Annotated in this window: 17 protein-coding genes; 11 read left to right on the top strand and 6 right to left on the bottom strand. The window is 71.9% G+C overall.

What is annotated here, in order from left to right; genetic code table 11:
- Positions 1-10: 10 nt before the first annotated feature.
- The 3 genes from ACUP6Y_RS19190 to ACUP6Y_RS19180 are packed head-to-tail and all read left to right on the top strand — an operon-like array spanning position 11 to position 3,026.
- Complete coding sequence (locus tag ACUP6Y_RS19190; RefSeq protein WP_462552459.1) at positions 11-808, top strand: SDR family oxidoreductase; 798 nt, start codon at positions 11-13, stop codon at positions 806-808.
- A 59-nt stretch (positions 809-867) separates the two neighbouring features.
- Positions 868-1,359 carry a nuclear transport factor 2 family protein gene (locus tag ACUP6Y_RS19185; RefSeq protein ID WP_462552458.1) on the top strand — a complete coding sequence of 164 codons (492 nt, stop codon included), beginning with the start codon at positions 868-870 and terminating at the stop codon, positions 1,357-1,359.
- Positions 1,356-3,026 carry an AMP-binding protein gene (locus ACUP6Y_RS19180; protein ID WP_462552457.1) on the top strand — a complete coding sequence of 557 codons (1,671 nt, stop codon included), beginning with the start codon at positions 1,356-1,358 and terminating at the stop codon, positions 3,024-3,026. Before ACUP6Y_RS19185 ends, ACUP6Y_RS19180 begins: the two co-directional genes overlap by 4 nt.
- Before the next feature lie 45 nt (positions 3,027-3,071).
- On the opposite strand, the gene ACUP6Y_RS19175 is transcribed toward ACUP6Y_RS19180, so the two are convergent.
- From ACUP6Y_RS19175 to ACUP6Y_RS19165, 3 genes are read right to left on the bottom strand one after another with little or no spacing between them, the layout of a single operon-like run.
- The gene (locus ACUP6Y_RS19175; protein WP_462552456.1) at positions 3,072-4,415 is read right to left on the bottom strand and encodes an MFS transporter; all 1,344 of its coding nucleotides are present in this window, start codon (positions 4,413-4,415) and stop codon (positions 3,072-3,074) included.
- Between the two features lie 10 nt (positions 4,416-4,425).
- Positions 4,426-5,262 carry an enoyl-CoA hydratase/isomerase family protein gene (locus tag ACUP6Y_RS19170; RefSeq protein WP_462552455.1) on the bottom strand — a complete coding sequence of 279 codons (837 nt, stop codon included), beginning with the start codon at positions 5,260-5,262 and terminating at the stop codon, positions 4,426-4,428.
- Positions 5,252-6,019: an enoyl-CoA hydratase/isomerase family protein gene (locus ACUP6Y_RS19165; RefSeq protein WP_462552453.1), complete on the bottom strand. Its 768-nt coding sequence runs from the start codon at positions 6,017-6,019 to the stop codon at positions 5,252-5,254. The genes ACUP6Y_RS19170 and ACUP6Y_RS19165 overlap by 11 nt, the downstream gene beginning before the upstream one ends.
- A 66-nt stretch (positions 6,020-6,085) precedes the next feature.
- Here ACUP6Y_RS19165 and ACUP6Y_RS19160 point away from each other — a divergent pair, with 66 nt between their 5' ends.
- The 7 genes from ACUP6Y_RS19160 (at position 6,086) to ACUP6Y_RS19130 (ending at position 10,808) form a co-directional block, all read left to right on the top strand.
- Positions 6,086-7,108, top strand: a complete 1,023-nt coding sequence (locus ACUP6Y_RS19160) for a TIGR03617 family F420-dependent LLM class oxidoreductase (RefSeq protein WP_462552451.1) — start codon at positions 6,086-6,088, stop codon at positions 7,106-7,108.
- Positions 7,092-7,898, top strand: a complete 807-nt coding sequence (locus tag ACUP6Y_RS19155; protein WP_462552450.1) for a formate dehydrogenase accessory sulfurtransferase FdhD — start codon at positions 7,092-7,094, stop codon at positions 7,896-7,898. The genes ACUP6Y_RS19160 and ACUP6Y_RS19155 overlap by 17 nt, the downstream gene beginning before the upstream one ends.
- Positions 7,891-8,397, top strand: coding sequence for a hypothetical protein (locus tag ACUP6Y_RS19150; RefSeq protein WP_462552448.1), 507 nt, complete (start codon positions 7,891-7,893; stop codon positions 8,395-8,397). The genes ACUP6Y_RS19155 and ACUP6Y_RS19150 overlap by 8 nt, the downstream gene beginning before the upstream one ends.
- Positions 8,398-8,450: 53 nt before the next feature.
- On the top strand, positions 8,451-9,026 hold the full coding sequence (locus ACUP6Y_RS19145; RefSeq protein ID WP_462552447.1) for a DUF4245 family protein: 576 nt from the start codon (positions 8,451-8,453) through the stop codon (positions 9,024-9,026).
- A 71-nt stretch (positions 9,027-9,097) separates the two neighbouring features.
- The gene (locus ACUP6Y_RS19140; RefSeq protein ID WP_462552445.1) at positions 9,098-9,664 is read left to right on the top strand and encodes a rhomboid family intramembrane serine protease; all 567 of its coding nucleotides are present in this window, start codon (positions 9,098-9,100) and stop codon (positions 9,662-9,664) included.
- The gene (locus tag ACUP6Y_RS19135) at positions 9,661-10,041 is read left to right on the top strand and encodes a VanZ family protein (RefSeq protein ID WP_462552444.1); all 381 of its coding nucleotides are present in this window, start codon (positions 9,661-9,663) and stop codon (positions 10,039-10,041) included. Before ACUP6Y_RS19140 ends, ACUP6Y_RS19135 begins: the two co-directional genes overlap by 4 nt.
- Positions 10,038-10,808, top strand: coding sequence for an enoyl-CoA hydratase-related protein (locus ACUP6Y_RS19130; RefSeq protein ID WP_462552443.1), 771 nt, complete (start codon positions 10,038-10,040; stop codon positions 10,806-10,808). Before ACUP6Y_RS19135 ends, ACUP6Y_RS19130 begins: the two co-directional genes overlap by 4 nt.
- Before the next feature lies 1 nt (position 10,809).
- Here ACUP6Y_RS19130 and ACUP6Y_RS19125 read toward each other — a convergent pair whose 3' ends face one another.
- The gene (locus ACUP6Y_RS19125; protein ID WP_462552442.1) at positions 10,810-12,390 is read right to left on the bottom strand and encodes a fatty acyl-CoA synthetase; all 1,581 of its coding nucleotides are present in this window, start codon (positions 12,388-12,390) and stop codon (positions 10,810-10,812) included.
- Here ACUP6Y_RS19125 and ACUP6Y_RS19120 point away from each other — a divergent pair.
- Positions 12,355-12,816, top strand: a complete 462-nt coding sequence (locus tag ACUP6Y_RS19120; protein ID WP_462552440.1) for a hypothetical protein — start codon at positions 12,355-12,357, stop codon at positions 12,814-12,816. The two genes, ACUP6Y_RS19125 and ACUP6Y_RS19120, sit on opposite strands and share 36 nt — an antisense overlap.
- Here the strand turns inward: ACUP6Y_RS19120 and ACUP6Y_RS19115 are convergent.
- Together ACUP6Y_RS19115 and ACUP6Y_RS19110 are read right to left on the bottom strand one after the other, a co-directional pair.
- Positions 12,773-13,522, bottom strand: a complete 750-nt coding sequence (locus tag ACUP6Y_RS19115; RefSeq protein ID WP_462552438.1) for an enoyl-CoA hydratase-related protein — start codon at positions 13,520-13,522, stop codon at positions 12,773-12,775. The two genes, ACUP6Y_RS19120 and ACUP6Y_RS19115, sit on opposite strands and share 44 nt — an antisense overlap.
- Positions 13,519-13,662, bottom strand: coding sequence for a hypothetical protein (locus tag ACUP6Y_RS19110; protein WP_462552437.1), 144 nt, complete (start codon positions 13,660-13,662; stop codon positions 13,519-13,521). Before ACUP6Y_RS19110 ends, ACUP6Y_RS19115 begins: the two co-directional genes overlap by 4 nt.
- Positions 13,663-13,732: the final 70 nt, after the last annotated feature.

The following is a 13,732-nucleotide window of genomic DNA, read 5'->3' as shown; positions in this document are numbered from 1 at the left end:
AATCATATGCATGAGTTCTGGATTTGCACAGGGGCCCGCGCTGGTGACCGGCAGTTCCCGCGGCATCGGTCGTGCGATCGCCCTCCGGCTCGCGGCGCAGGGACACGACGTCGTCATCCACTACCGTCGCGACGAGGCGGCCGCCCAGCAGGTGGCCGGCCTCGCCCGCGACCTGGGCGTGCGGGCCCTGGTCTGCCGCGCCGAGATCGAGGAGCCCGACGACATCGCCGCGATGTTCGCGCAGGTGCGCGAGGAGTTCGACTCCCTCGGCGTGATGGTCGCCAACGCTGCGTCCACGGCGTTCAAGCCGCTGCTCGACGTCCAGGCCAAGCACATCGACCGCACCTTCGCCACGGTGGTGCGCAGCTTCATTCTGCTCTCCCAGGAGTCCGCGCGCTCGATGGGCGAGGGCGGCCGGATCGTCGCGATCTCCGGAATGGACACGGCCTTCGTGCAGAAGGGCCACGGCGTGCTCGGGGCCGCCAAGGCGGCGATGGACACGCTGGTCCGCTATCTGTCGGTCGAGCTCGGCGGCCGGGGGATCACCGTCAACTCCGTGCTCCCCGGCTACATCTCCTCCGACTCCTCGAGGATGTACCTCGGCGCGGCGGCCGACTCCTTCGAGAAGCAGATCGAGAGCTACACCCCCGGCGGCACGGCCTGCACGGTCGAGGACGTCGCCACGATGGTCGCCTTCCTCTGCCGCCCAGAGGCGCAGTTCGTCACCGGGCAGAACATCACTCTGGACGGCGGGCTCAGCCGCCTGGGCGGCCCGTGGGCCGATCTCAACGAGCAACTGCCCTACTGACCGACGGCAGCATCCTTCGACATCCTTCGATCCGAGAAGAACTTCGACACCCTTCGAGAATGGAGCAGTACGTGGACGCGAGCGCCATCGACATGGCCGTGCGATCGGCAGCCGAGCACCGGGAGCGGCGGCCGGCGCCGGAGGACCGGCAGGCCATCGAGCAGCTCGTGGTCGCCTACGGGATGTGCGCCGACTTCGGCCTCGTCGACGAGCTCGTCGAGCTCTTCGAGCCCGACGCGACCTGGGACGGCTCGAACTTCCGGTTCCCCCGTTGCACCGGCCACGCCGAGCTGAAGGCCTGGTTCGGCGAGGTCGCCGGCCGCGGCGTCCGCCAGGTGCATGTCATGGACACACCGCTGCTGTGGCACGTCGACGACCCGCGGACCGTTCGCGGTCTCGTCCCCTTCAACGCCATGGAGGCCGACCCGGATGGCCCGGGCATCTTCGCCGCCCAGCACGCCTACGGCATCTACGAGGACGAGTACGTCGAGCGCGACGGCTCGTGGCGTCTGGCCAGTCGGGTGCTGCACCTGCGACTGGTCCGCCGATGACCGCGGGCACCGCCGCCGGGCGCCGCGAGGTCGACGTGCTGCGCCCGGACCAGGTCTTCGCCCCCGAGCACATCGCCGAACTGCGCGCCGCAGGTCTGTGGCGCGACGAGGTCCTTCCGCAGCTCCTCGACGCCTGGGCGGACGAGACCCCGGACGCCGTCGCCGCGCTGGACGACGCGGGTGGCCGGCTCACGGCCGGTGAGCTGCGCGATGCGGCGGCGCGGGTGGCCGGCGGCCTGCACGCGGCCGGCGTCCGGGCCGGAGACCGGGTGCTGGTCCAGATGAGCAACCGGGTCGAGGCCGTCGTCGCCATCTGCGGCGTGGTGCGGCTCGGCGCGGTGCTCGTGCCGGTGCAGACCGCGTTGCGCAAGTACGACGTCGGCCAGCTCCTCGAGCGCACGGTGCCGACCGCCGTGATCAGCGTCGGTGAGCACCGCGGCTTCGACCATCGGGCGATGCTGGCCGAGATCGTGCCTGCCGCGCCGTCGGTGCGGGCCGTGTTCGTGTTGGGCGGTGACGCCGGGGAGTTCGCGACGTTCGACGACCTGCTCGCGGCCGCGCCGTACGACGGCCCGCTGCCGGCGCCCGACGACCCGATGCTGATCATCTTCACCTCCGGCACCACCGCGCAGCCGAAGGGCTGCGTGCACACCGGCAACACCTACCTCTCCACCGGCTACGGCACCGGCAAGGCGCTGTCGATGACCAGCGCCGACGTGGTGCTCATGCCGTCGCCCGTCATGCACACCACCGGCCTCGCCGTCGGGGTCGTCGCGCCGCTGGTCTACCGCGCCACCACGGTGTTGCAGTCGATCTGGGAGCCGCGTGCCGCGCTGGACCTGATCGCGCGGCACGGCTGCACGCTCACGCTCGGGGCCACGCCCTTCGCGACCATGTTCCTGGAGGCCTACGAGCCCGCGCAGCACGATCTCGCGAGCATGCGGGTCTTCGGTCTGGCCGGATCACCCATCCCGGCCAAGACCGTCAAGGAGCTCGAGGACCGGTTCGGTGTAGCAGTGGCCACGCTCTACGGTTCGACGGAGGCGCTCATCGTCACCTCCACCCGGGTCGGCGACTCGATCGACAGGATCGCCTCGAGTGACGGCACCGCCGTCCAGGGTGTCCGGCTCTGGATCACCGATGCCTTCGGCGACGAGGTGCCACGCGGCACCGAGGGGGAGATCCGGCTCACCAGCCCGGGCCGCTTCGTCTGCTACTGGGACGACGACGAGCGCACCGCTCAGGCCGTCGACGAGCAGGGTCGGTTCCGCACCGGTGACAACGCCCGGATGGACGACGAGGGATACATCCGCATCGTCGGTCGCAGCTCGGAGATGATCATCCGCGGCGGCATGAACATCTCGCCGGCGGAGATCGAGTCGCTGCTGGTCGAGCATCCGCTGCTGGCCGACGTCGCGGTGGTCCCGGTGCCCGATGAGCGACTCGGTGAGAAGTCGTGCGCCGTCGTCGTACCGGTCGCGGGGGGCGAGCCGACGCTCGCCGACGTGGTCGACTTCCTCAAGGATCGTGGACTCGCGAAGTACAAGCTTCCCGAGCACCTCGAGCTCATGGCGGAGCTGCCGCGCAACCCCACCGGCAAGGTGCAGAAGTTCAAGGTACGGGCGGAGGTCGCGCGGCGCCGCGGACTGGACACCGACGCCGGCTGACGCAGCCGAGTGGTCGTCTCGGCGTCGCCTCGGACAGTCCGCGCCTCAGACAGTCCGCGCGCGGCGGACCAGAGGAAGCAGGGTCAGCGCGCCGAGGAGCGGCAGCGCGGCCACCACCATCAGTGCCGCGGGGAATCCGAGCAGGTCGCCGAGACCACCGACCAACGCGGCACCGACACTGCCGCCGGTGAGGAAGAGCAGGGTGGCGATCCCGAGCGCGACTCCGCGTACGTCCGGGGCGACCGCGTCGCCGACCGCCTGCATGAGAGCGGGCTGACCGAAGCCGAAGCACGCGGTGATGCCGCACACGGCGAGCGCCATGCCGACCGGGGAGACCAGGCTCGTCGCGACCACCCCCACCAGCAGGGCCACCACGGCCGCGGCGCACGCGCGTCGCAGCGCGACGAGGCTGCCGGTGCGGGACAGGACCGGTCCGGAGACCAGTGGCGTGACCAGGCCGACCGCGGCCCCGGGCACCAGGAGCAGGCCGACCTGCCACGGTCGCCAGCCGTCGCCCAGGAGCACCGCGGGGACGCAGACGAAGAGGGCGAACCAGCCCGCCATGATCGACGCGCCGGCCAGGCTGCTGCGGATCACGACGGCATTGCGCAGCACGGCCACGGGGACGAAGCCGTGCGGCCGATGCCGGACCCACGCGCCGACCGCCGTACCGCCGAGGACGACGAGCACGGCACCGGCGACCGCGACCGCCCACCCGGTCGAGGGCGACTGCAGCAGGAGGACGACGCCGCCGACCGCGCCCGCGACGAGCACCGCGCCGACGGCGTCGAGGCGACCGCCGGTGCCCGCGGTGTGGAGCGCGCCCCAGACGAAGGGCAGGACGAGCGCGGACAGAGCAGGCAGGGCGATGGCCACTCGCCAGCCGGCGAGGGCGTCGGCGCTGCCGCCGATCAGCGGACCGAGACCCGCGAGCACGGCGGCCAGACCGGCTAGCCGGCCCAGGCTGGCTGCGCGGATCTCACCCTCGTAGCGGGCGGTGATCGCGGCGACCCCGAGCGTCGGGACGGCGGCCGCACCGCCGCCCTGGCAGACGCGCCCTGCCAGGTGCAGCTCGTACGACGGCGCGAGCGCCGCGACGACGGCGCCGGCGCTGAGCAGCCCCAGGCCGACGACGAAGGGCGTTCGTACCCCGGCGAGGTCCGAGATCCGCCCGTAGAGGGCGGTGGTGACGCCGAGCACGAGGACGTAGAGCGATACCGACCATGCCGCCTGGGCGACGGAGATGCCGTAGGCGTCGGCGAGCTCGGGCAGGACCACCGACGCGGTCGAGGAGCCCATCGCGGCCACACCGAAGAGCAGCCCGAGCAGTACCGCCACCCGGCGGGAGTCGTCGTGGGGCGGGCGACGCGCCTGCGCGCGGGCGGCCATCAGCGGTGCATCAGCGGTTCTCGAAGACCGGCGGGCGCTTCTCGCGCTGCGCGCGGACGGCCTCGACATGGTCGGCGGTGGTGGTCGCCAGGATCTGTGTGCGGTTCTCGAGCTCCATCGCGGCGTAGAGGGACGGGATCTCCTGCCCGGCCCACAGCACCTCCTTCGTCAGCCCGATGGCGAACGGCGGATGGGCGGCGATGGCGTGCGCGATCGCGGTGGCCGCTGCGACGACGTCGGGCGCCACGCTGCTGACCAGACCGATGGCCGCGGCCTCCTCGGCGCCGACGTCGCGTCCGGTGAGCAGCAGCTCAGCCGTGCGGCTGCTGCCGATGGCGCGGGGCAGCAGCCAGCTGACCCCGAGGTCGCCGCCGGAGATGCCGAGCTTGATGAAGCGGGGGTGGAAGGTGGCGGTCGGGGCGGCGACGCGGATGTCGCACGCGAGCGCGAGGGAGAAGCCGCCGCCCGCCGCGGGTCCGTTGACGGCCGCGACGACCGGGACGGTCATCGTGCGCAGGCGTCGGATGAGCCCGGCGGTCTGCCGCTGGGAGCGCATGCCCTCGACGGCGGAGTCGCCGACGAGGCCGTGCTCCTCGGCGCCGGTGAGGTCCCAGCCGGAGCAGAACCCGCGGCCCGCGCCGGTCAGCACGAGCACCCGGCACGCGTCGTCCTCCTCGGCCTTGTCGAGCTGGTCGACCAGCTCGCGGGTGCTGGCCAGGGTAAGCGCGTTGAGCCGCTCGGGCCGGTTGAGCGTCAGGACCCGGACCCCGTCACCGGCGTCGGCGACGAGGACCTCGCCCCCGACGCCGGCGACGGAGTCGGGGCCCGCCAGGGGTTCAGCTGCCACGGATCTGCTGGCGCCAGACGCTGAAGGCCGCGTCGAACTCCTCGCTGTGGAGCGCGACGGCGACGGAGCGGATCTCGTTCTCGACGGCGTCGGCCATGTCGGTCTCGAGGCCGCTGTAGACGTTGCGCTTGGTCTGGCTCACCGCGTGCGGCGGGTTCGCTGCGACGACCCGCGCCAGGGCGAGGGCGTCCTCGAGCGGCTGCTCGGAGAGCTGGGAGACCAGGCCGATGCGCAGCGCCTCCTCTCCCTTGACCGCGCGGGAGGTCAGGAACATCTCCAGGGCGCGCTCCGGCCCGATAACGCGGGGCAGGAAGTAGGAGCTGCCGTAGTCCGGGGGCAGGCCGAGCTTGAGGAAGGGTGCGATGAAGGTTGAGCGGGGCGAGGCGATCCGGATGTCGCAGGCCGCGGCCAGGCCCAGCCCGGCGCCGACCGCGGCGCCGTCGACGGCCGCGATCACCGGCTGCGGTGCCCGGCGGATCGCCTGGACCGTCTGGTGCGACTTGAGCATGAAGCGGTGCGACGCGGCGGGCGAGGGCTGCTCGAGCCCGGAGCACTCCAGGTCGGCGCCCGCGCAGAACGCGCCCTGCGCGCCGGTGATCACGACCGCGCGGGCCTCGGTGTCCGTGGCCAGGTCGAGCAGCGCGCCCGGCACCACGTCCAGCAGCAACGCGTCGTCGAGCGCGTTGCGGCGCTCGGGCCGGTCGATGGTCATCACGACGACGCCGTCGTCGTGGCGGTCGATCCGGAAGCCGTCCATTGGCAGTTCCTCTCACGTGAGCTAGTCTCTGTTACTACTATTATCATAGATCGCAGGAGCGAGTACATGCTGATCGACAAGACGTTCGACACCTACGACCCCACCACCTTCGTCGCGCAGGCGCAGCAGTTGGAGGAGGCCGGGTACGACGGCCTCGTGCTGGGGGAGGCGGCCAACGACCCCATCGTGGGCCTGTCGGTGGCCGCACGCCACACCTCTCGGGTCGACCTGGTCTCCGGCGTGATCATCGCCCTGCCGCGCAGTCCGCTCCACGTGGCCTACGCCGCCAACGACCTCCAGAACTTCTGCGACGGACGCTTCGTGCTGGGGCTCGGCTCCCAGATCCAGGCCCACATCGAGAAGCGGTTCAGCTCGACCTGGACCAAGCCGGTGGCGCAGATGCGGGAGTTCGTGCTCGCGGTCAAGGCCATCTTTGCCTCCTGGTATGACGACACCCGGCTGGACTTCCAGGGCGAGCACTACCGCCACACCCTGATGCCGCCGTACTTCCGGCCGGTGCTCTCGCCGCACGGCTGCCCGCCGATCTGGCTGGCGGGGGTCGGCCCGCTCATGGTGCGCGCCGCCGGCGAGGTCGCCGAAGGTCTGTTCGTCCACCCCTTCACCTCGGAGGCCTTCCTGCGCGAGGAGCTGATGGCGTGGGCGGCGGAGGGCCGTGCCCTCGCCGGCCGCGAGGAGCCGGTCGGCATCGCCCTGCCCGTGCTCGTCGGCGTCGGCGACACCGCGGAGGCCCTCGACGCGGCGCGCACCGCGGTGCGCAAGCAGCTCGCCTTCTACGGCTCGACGCCCGCGTACCAGCGGGTGCTTGCGCACCACGGATGGGGCGACCTGCAGCCGGAGCTCAACGCAATGTCCAAGGAGGGCCGCTGGGACGCCATGACCGACCTCGTGCATGACGACATGCTCGAGGCGTTCGCCGTGTGCGGCGACCCCGACGCAGTCGGCAAGGAGATCGTGCGCAGGTACGGCGACGTGCTGGAGCGCGCGAGCATCTACACGCCGAACTACGACGCCACGCCACTCGTGATGGCGGCGGTCATGAGCAGCATCCGCAGTGCCCAGGTCAGGTAGGAGACGGACATTGACGATTCCCCCGGAAGTCGAACGACGTCAGACAGTCGAACGGCCCTTGGAGATCCGGGTGAACGGATGGTCCATGACCGTGACGATGCGCACCCCCGGCGACGATCTTGATCTCGCGGTCGGATATCTGCTGGCCCGCGGCGTCATCGACGTGTCCGACCGAAGGGCACTGCACGGCGACCAGCCTTCACTAGGCCGCACGTGGCGATCGGACGTCCTCGATGTGCGCCTGGCGTCCGGCAGGACCGTTCCGGTCGCCGCCCTCGCACGAGATCGCTCGCGTGCTTTGGTCTCGATGTGTGACGATGGAGTGTCGACCGCAGCGATCTCTCGCCGCGGGCCGAAGTCCAGTCTCGCGGCTGTGGCCCTCGATTCCGCAGCACTCGGTGCGCTGGACGAGGTCCACGCGGCGCTTTCATGGGGGAGCCACGTGACAGGTGCTGCGATTGTCGACCTGGGCGGTCGGGCCCACTTCGTACTCCGGACCGACGTGGGGGATGCCAACGCGGTCGACAAGGCCGTGGGGTGGGCCTGGCGGCAACGCGTTCTTCCGGCCACCGGACTGGCACTGGTCTTACGAGGACGCGTCACCATCGACATCCTGCAGCGAGCGGCAGCATCGGGTATCGCGGTCGTCGCTTCCGGAGGTGTGCCCTCCACTTTGGTGGCTCGGACAGCAGATGCCGCTGGAATCACGCTGGTGGCGGGCATCAGGGGAGAGTATGTCGACGCCGCACGTGGTGAAAGGCATCACTCGGCGGCGTGCGTCGATGGGTAGCATCTCCGCTCTCTCGCTTAGATGGTCGATCTACTTCGATCTTCAGATCCTCGCCTACGGGTGTCTTATGCGGGGCGTCGTGGCAGCGGTTCGTAGCGACGACACCACTGCGAATGAGGTCCTGGCGAGCTTGCGAAGCCGTCGGCAAGCCATCATCGAGGAACTGGCGTCCGCACTTGCCAAACTCAATATGAACTTCATGAAGGTCGACAGGATGGCCGTGGACGGCGTCGAGGTCAGCCCAGCCATCGGCGGTACGGCGACTTCAGTGATCGCCGACCTTCTTGCGATCGAGTCGGCGATCGCACACAGACTCACCGACCTCATTCGGCTGGCCGAGGCGTACGGAGCAACCGCTCACGCACTTCTTGGTCGGCACTTGATCTTGCAACACGTCGAATCGACCGCCGCCCTTCGGCGGCTTCAAGTACGCCTAGCGTGGAGTATGGATACCTCCGAAGCTGTCGTGCCGCGGACGGCGAAGGTGAGTCGCCGATAGTGGCCTAGCCCGCCCGCGGCGGGTTCGCGATCGGCTGGGACACTGGACCAGTCATGAGCCAGTCACAGCCCTCCGAGCGCCCGGGTCGCTATCAGCGATCGGCGGTGGGCCTGGTGACCTCGCTTGTCGTCACTGTCGTCGCGATCGGCGGACTCCTCTACTTCATGGGCGCCTTCCGTCCCGACTTCGAGGTCAAGCCCGAGGCGGTCGACTACCTCGAGACGGTCCAGTCTGCCCAGCAGGCAGGTCTCACCCCGGTCTATCCGAGCGCCCTCCCCAAGGGCTGGATCTCCACCGGCGTCGACGTCACCCCCGGGGAGCGCCCGGTGTTCATGGTCCGGCTGCTCACCGACGACCAGAAGTTCGTCGCGGTCCGCCAGGAGGACACCTCGCTCACCGCGATGCTGTCGCAGTGGGTCGACGAGGACACCGAGACCCGGTCGGGCTACACGGTCCCGGCCGGCGTGGGCAGCCCCGTCGCACGCGAGTGGAAGGGGTACGGCGACTCCGGCGGCGACTCCGCCTACGCCGCCGAGGTCGACGGCGCGAACGTGCTGGTGTTCGGCTCGGCGCCGGTCAAGGAGCTGCGGGCGATCGTCGACTCGCTGGTCACGACGCCGATCGGCTGAGCGGGGCCGTGGGCCCGCCTGGCGGTCCACTGACGCGGGGGTGCGGCGGAGGGGTGCGTCACACTGTCGCCATGGATCTCCGGACCCGCCCCAGCTGGCAGGTGGCCGCCGTCGGCGCGGCCGGCTTCGTCGTGCTCCTGTGGGGGATCGAGGTCGTCGACGTCGCGGCGTCGCACCGGCTCGACGGCTGGGGGACCCGGCCGCGATCGGGCGATGGCCTGCTCGGGATCCTGGCGGCGCCGCTGCTGCACGGTGGGTGGGGGCACCTGAGCGCGAACACCGTGCCGGCGCTGGTCCTCGGCTTCCTCGCCCTCGCGACCGGCGTCGGCCGCGGGCTCGCGGCGACCGCGATCATCTGGCTGCTCGGGGGCCTCGCGGTGTGGCTGGTCGCCGGCGACCACTCGGTGCATCTCGGCGCGTCCGGGCTGATCTTCGGGTGGTTGACCTATCTGGTGGTGCAGGGCTTCGTGGACGGCAAGCCGGCGGAGATCGCGATCGGGCTCGGCGTGCTGGTGGTGTACGGCGGCGTGCTGTGGGGCGTGCTGCCTGGGACCCCCGGGGTGTCGTGGCAGGGCCACCTGTTCGGCGCGGTCGCGGGGGTCGTGGCCGCCTTCGTCGTACGCGAGCGGCGGGCGTGAAGGCGCTGCGCCTGCCCGGCCTGTGGCTGGGACTGTGGCTGCTGGTCGTACTGGCCGTCGTGGTCCTGTCGTTGGGATCGCCGCCGCCGGCGCCCGACGTGCCGGCGAGCGACAAGTGGCAGCACCTCCTGACGTACGGCGTCCTGGCGGCCGGCGCGGTGCAGCTGTTCCGGCCCGGGCGGCCGCTGCTGGTGGCCGCCGGGCTGCTGGTGCTGCTCGGCGTGGCCCTCGAGATCGGCCAGGGCACGCTCACCACCGACCGGATGATGGACTGGCGCGACGCCGTCGCCAACGCTCTCGGTGTCGGGTTGGGGCTCCTCACCAGCCGGACGCGGGTGCGGGACGCGCTCCTGTGCGCCGTACCCTCGCGACCGTGAGCGACCTGCTGATCGACCGTGACCGCCCCGGCGTCGTCACTGTGGCCTTCAACCGTCCCGAGCGCCGCAACGCCTTCACCGCGGCGATGTACGCCGCGATGCGCGAGCTGTGGCTCGAGCTGGCCGAGGACCGGTCGGTGCGCGTCGTCGTGTTGCGCGGCGAGGGTGGCAAGGCGTTCGCGGCGGGCAACGAGATCTCCGACTTCCTCGAGGCCGACGCGGTCGACTACGAGACCTGGATCCGCGAGATGCTCGACGTGCTCTTCGCGCTCCCGCAGGTCACCATCGCCGCGGTCGACGGCGTCTGCGTCGGCGGCGGCCTGGCCGTGGCCACCACCTGCGACCTGCGGGTCGCGACGGCGTCCTCGCGCTTCGGATACCCGATCGCCCGCACCCTCGGCAACGCCCTCTCCTCGCCGGTGCTCCACCGCTGCGCAGAGGTCTTCGGCGAGTCCCTCACCCGCGAGATGCTGCTCGCCTCCCGCCTGGTCGCCGCGGACCGCGCCTACGCCGCCGGCGCGATCCTCGCCGAGGTGGCCGACCGGACCGCGCTCGACACCGAGGTCGACGCGCTGGTCGACGGCATCCTGCAGGCCTCGCCCGTCACCCTGCGCGTCACCAAGCAGCAGCTGCGTCGCCGAGCCGCGCTCGCCGAGACCGCGCCGGCCGACGAGGAGCCGCTGCTGCGTGAGGTGTACGGCGGCCCGGACTTCGCCGAGGGGGTCCGGGCGTTCCTGGCGAAGGAGCGGCCCGCGTTCCGGGGGTGACCTACTCGCCAGCCGCCAGGTCGGCGTGCGCATCGCGGAGCTGCCGCTTGAGGATCTTGCCGCTCGGGTTCTTGGGGAGGGAGTCCGCGAGGACGACGTACTTGGGCGCCTTGTAGCCCGCGAGCACCGACCGCGCGTGGGCGAGCACGTCCTCGGCGGCCAGCTCGGCCCCCGCCCGGGGGACGACGACCGCGGCCACCGCCTCGACCCAGCGCGGGTGGCTGACGCCGAAGACGGCGACCTCGGCGACGTCGGGATGGGTGTAGATCGCCTCCTCGACCTCGCGGCTGGCGACGTTCTCGCCGCCGGTCTTGATCATGTCCTTCTTGCGATCCACGACGTAGAGGTGGCCGGTGTCGTCGAGGTAGCCGAGGTCGCCGGAGTGGAACCAGCCGCCGCGGAAGGCCTCGGCGGTCTTCGCGTCGTCGCGGTAGTAGCCGAGGGTCGCATGCGGGCTGCGATGCACGATCTCGCCGACCGTGCCCGTGGGGACGGGGACGTCGTGGTCGTCGACGATCCGGGTCTCGACGTTGAGCGAGGGCCGGCCGGCCGAGCCGGCGTGCGGGAGCTGCTCGTCGGGGCCGAGGATGGTGGCGAGGGGGGACATCTCGGTCTGGCCGTAGAAGTTCCACAGCGCCACCTCGGGCAGCCGCTGCCGGAGCTCGCGCAGCACCTCGACCGGCATCGGCGAGGCCCCGTAGTAGCCCTTGCGCAGGCTGGAGAGGTCGGTGGTGTCGAAGTCGGGGTGCCGCAGCAGGCCGATCCACACGGTGGGCGGCGCGAAGAACTTGGAGACCCGGTGCTCGGCGATGGCGCGCAGCACGGTGGCCGGGTCGGGGCTCGGCAAGATGATGCTGGTCGCGCCGAGGTAGACGTCGGTGCCGAGGAAGCAGTCGAGCTGCGCGCAGTGGTAGAGCGGCAGCGTGTGGAGCTCGACGTCGTCGGCGCTCATCGACCCGTCCAGGGCGCAGGAGACGTACTGCCACATCAGCGACCGGCTGCTCAGCAGCGCGCCCTTGGGGCGGGACTCCGTGCCGGAGGTGAACATCATCCGGACCGGGTCGTCGTCGTCCATCGGTACGACGACCGCCGGGCCCTCGTGCTCCAGCCAGCCGCCCAGGTCGCTCCACCCGTCCGGCACGGCCGCGTCGCCCAGCCGGATCACCTGCCGCGTGCGCACCTGCGGGTCGGCGGCCGCCGCGATTGCCGCGTCGGCGACCGGCACCAGCGCGTCCTCGGCCACGAAGCCCGCCGCCCCGCTGTGGTCGAGGATGAACGCGATCTCGTCGGCGCCGAGCATGAAGTTGATCGGCACCAGCACCACGCCGGCCCGGGCGGCGGCGAAGTCGAGGACCGCGAACTGCCAGCAGTTGTGGCTGAGCAGGGCGAGCCGGTCGCCCTTGTGGAGCCCGGCGGCGGCGAGCGCGGCGGCGGTGCGCTCGACGTACGCGTCGAGCTCGGCGAAGGTCAGCCGCTGCTGGCCGTCGATCACCGCGACCTTGTCGGGGACCCGCTGAGCGGTGCGGCGGGGCAGGTCGCCGAGGGTGTGCTGGCGGGCCGAGGAGACGTCGCTGTCGCTCATGCTCGGCAGGCTATATCCCCGGGCGCCGGGGGCCGCGCGCTCGCCGTCCGGCTCGACGTCACCGCGGGCTTCCCGAGGCGCCGCCTCGACGAGGCCGGGCGGGCGATCCTGGTCACGCACCGCGACGAGCAGGAGGCGCTGTTCCGCGAGATCATCGAGGACGGCGTCCGCGAGGGCGTGTTCGCGACCGGCTACCCGCGCGAGGCTACCCGCGCGAGGCGGCCCGCGCGAGGCGGCCCGCGCGAGGCGGCCCGCGCGATCATCGAGATGGGCTCGTCGATCTCGTCCTGGTACCGCCTCGGTGGCGAGCTGAGCCCCGAGGAGATGTCGCTGCGCTACCGCGCGCTCGCGCGCGGCACCGTTGTCGACACCACCCTGACTGCTACCGGCTCCAGCGCGGGGCGCGCTTCTCGAAGAAGGAGGTGACGCCCTCGACCCGGTCGGGCGAGGTGGCGATCCGCGCGGCCGCGCCGTCGGTCGCCGTCCAGCCGACGGACTCGGCCGGCCCGCGGGCCTCCTGCACCGCGCGCAGCGTCGTGGCGACCGCGTCGGGGGAGTTGCCCAGGATCCGGTCGGCCAGCTCCCGTGCGGCCGCCGCGGCCCGGCCGGGCTCGACCAGCCGGTTGACCAGGCCCACCTCGTAGGCGCGCTCGGCGCCGATCGGGTCGCCGGTCAGCAGCAGCTCGGTTGCGATGGCCGGCGGCAGCCGGTCGGGCGCGCGGAACAGCGCGCCGCACACTGCGGCCAGCCCGCGCGCGACCTCCGGCAGCCCGAACCGTGCGTCCCCGCCGGCGACCACCAGGTCACAGGCCAGCACCACCTCGAAGCCGCCGCCGAGCGCGGGACCCTCGACCGCGGCGATCAGCGGCGTGCTCCGCCGGCGTCGTACGACGCCGTACTCGCCGCCGCGGGGCGTGGCCGGGCTCGCCGGCTCGTGCAGGTCGGTGCCGGCGCTGAAGGCCGGGCCGTTGGCGGCCAGGATGCCGACGTGCAGCGCCGGGTCGTCGTCCAGCTGGTCGAGAGCGGCGGACAGGGCCTCGGCGAGCTCACGGTCGAAGGCGTTGCGCTGCGCGGGCCGGTTCAAGGTGAGCAGCAGGACCGCGCCGTCCCGCTCGACCTCCAAGACGCTCACGGGCGCTCCACCCGGGTCATGACGTCGGCCAGGTCCGCGCGCTCGGTGCGGAACCGGTTGACCGGGTGCTCGCCGGGGAGCGGCTCGGGCAGGTACGCCCGGCAGCTCCACCTGCTCGCCATCAGCTCGGCGAAGTCCATGGTCGTCCTCTCGGTCGGGTCAGAGCCGGGCCAGCCCGCTCTCCAGGAACAGCGGGACCGCCTGCCCGGC

This window comes from Nocardioides sp. S5-5 (assembly GCF_054954065.1).
Note: the sequence above shows the minus strand (reverse complement) of the source record. Positions and strands in the feature narration are given on the sequence as shown.

Excerpts from the sequence above, each read along its gene's own strand:
- ACUP6Y_RS19150 (WP_462552448.1), top strand. The coding sequence starts at position 7,891 with ATGGGTAGCATCTCCGCTCTCTCGCTTAGATGGTCGATCTACTTCGAT.
- ACUP6Y_RS19125 (WP_462552442.1), bottom strand. The coding sequence starts at position 12,390 with ATGAGCGACAGCGACGTCTCCTCGGCCCGCCAGCACACCCTCGGCGAC.
- ACUP6Y_RS19190 (WP_462552459.1), top strand. The coding sequence starts at position 11 with ATGAGTTCTGGATTTGCACAGGGGCCCGCGCTGGTGACCGGCAGTTCC.
- ACUP6Y_RS19160 (WP_462552451.1), top strand. The coding sequence starts at position 6,086 with ATGCTGATCGACAAGACGTTCGACACCTACGACCCCACCACCTTCGTC.
- ACUP6Y_RS19145 (WP_462552447.1), top strand. The coding sequence starts at position 8,451 with ATGAGCCAGTCACAGCCCTCCGAGCGCCCGGGTCGCTATCAGCGATCG.
- ACUP6Y_RS19185 (WP_462552458.1), top strand. The coding sequence starts at position 868 with ATGGAGCAGTACGTGGACGCGAGCGCCATCGACATGGCCGTGCGATCG.
- ACUP6Y_RS19175 (WP_462552456.1), bottom strand. The coding sequence starts at position 4,415 with ATGGCCGCCCGCGCGCAGGCGCGTCGCCCGCCCCACGACGACTCCCGC.
- ACUP6Y_RS19165 (WP_462552453.1), bottom strand. The coding sequence starts at position 6,019 with ATGGACGGCTTCCGGATCGACCGCCACGACGACGGCGTCGTCGTGATG.
- ACUP6Y_RS19140 (WP_462552445.1), top strand. The coding sequence starts at position 9,098 with ATGGATCTCCGGACCCGCCCCAGCTGGCAGGTGGCCGCCGTCGGCGCG.
- ACUP6Y_RS19180 (WP_462552457.1), top strand. The coding sequence starts at position 1,356 with ATGACCGCGGGCACCGCCGCCGGGCGCCGCGAGGTCGACGTGCTGCGC.
- ACUP6Y_RS19110 (WP_462552437.1), bottom strand. The coding sequence starts at position 13,662 with ATGGACTTCGCCGAGCTGATGGCGAGCAGGTGGAGCTGCCGGGCGTAC.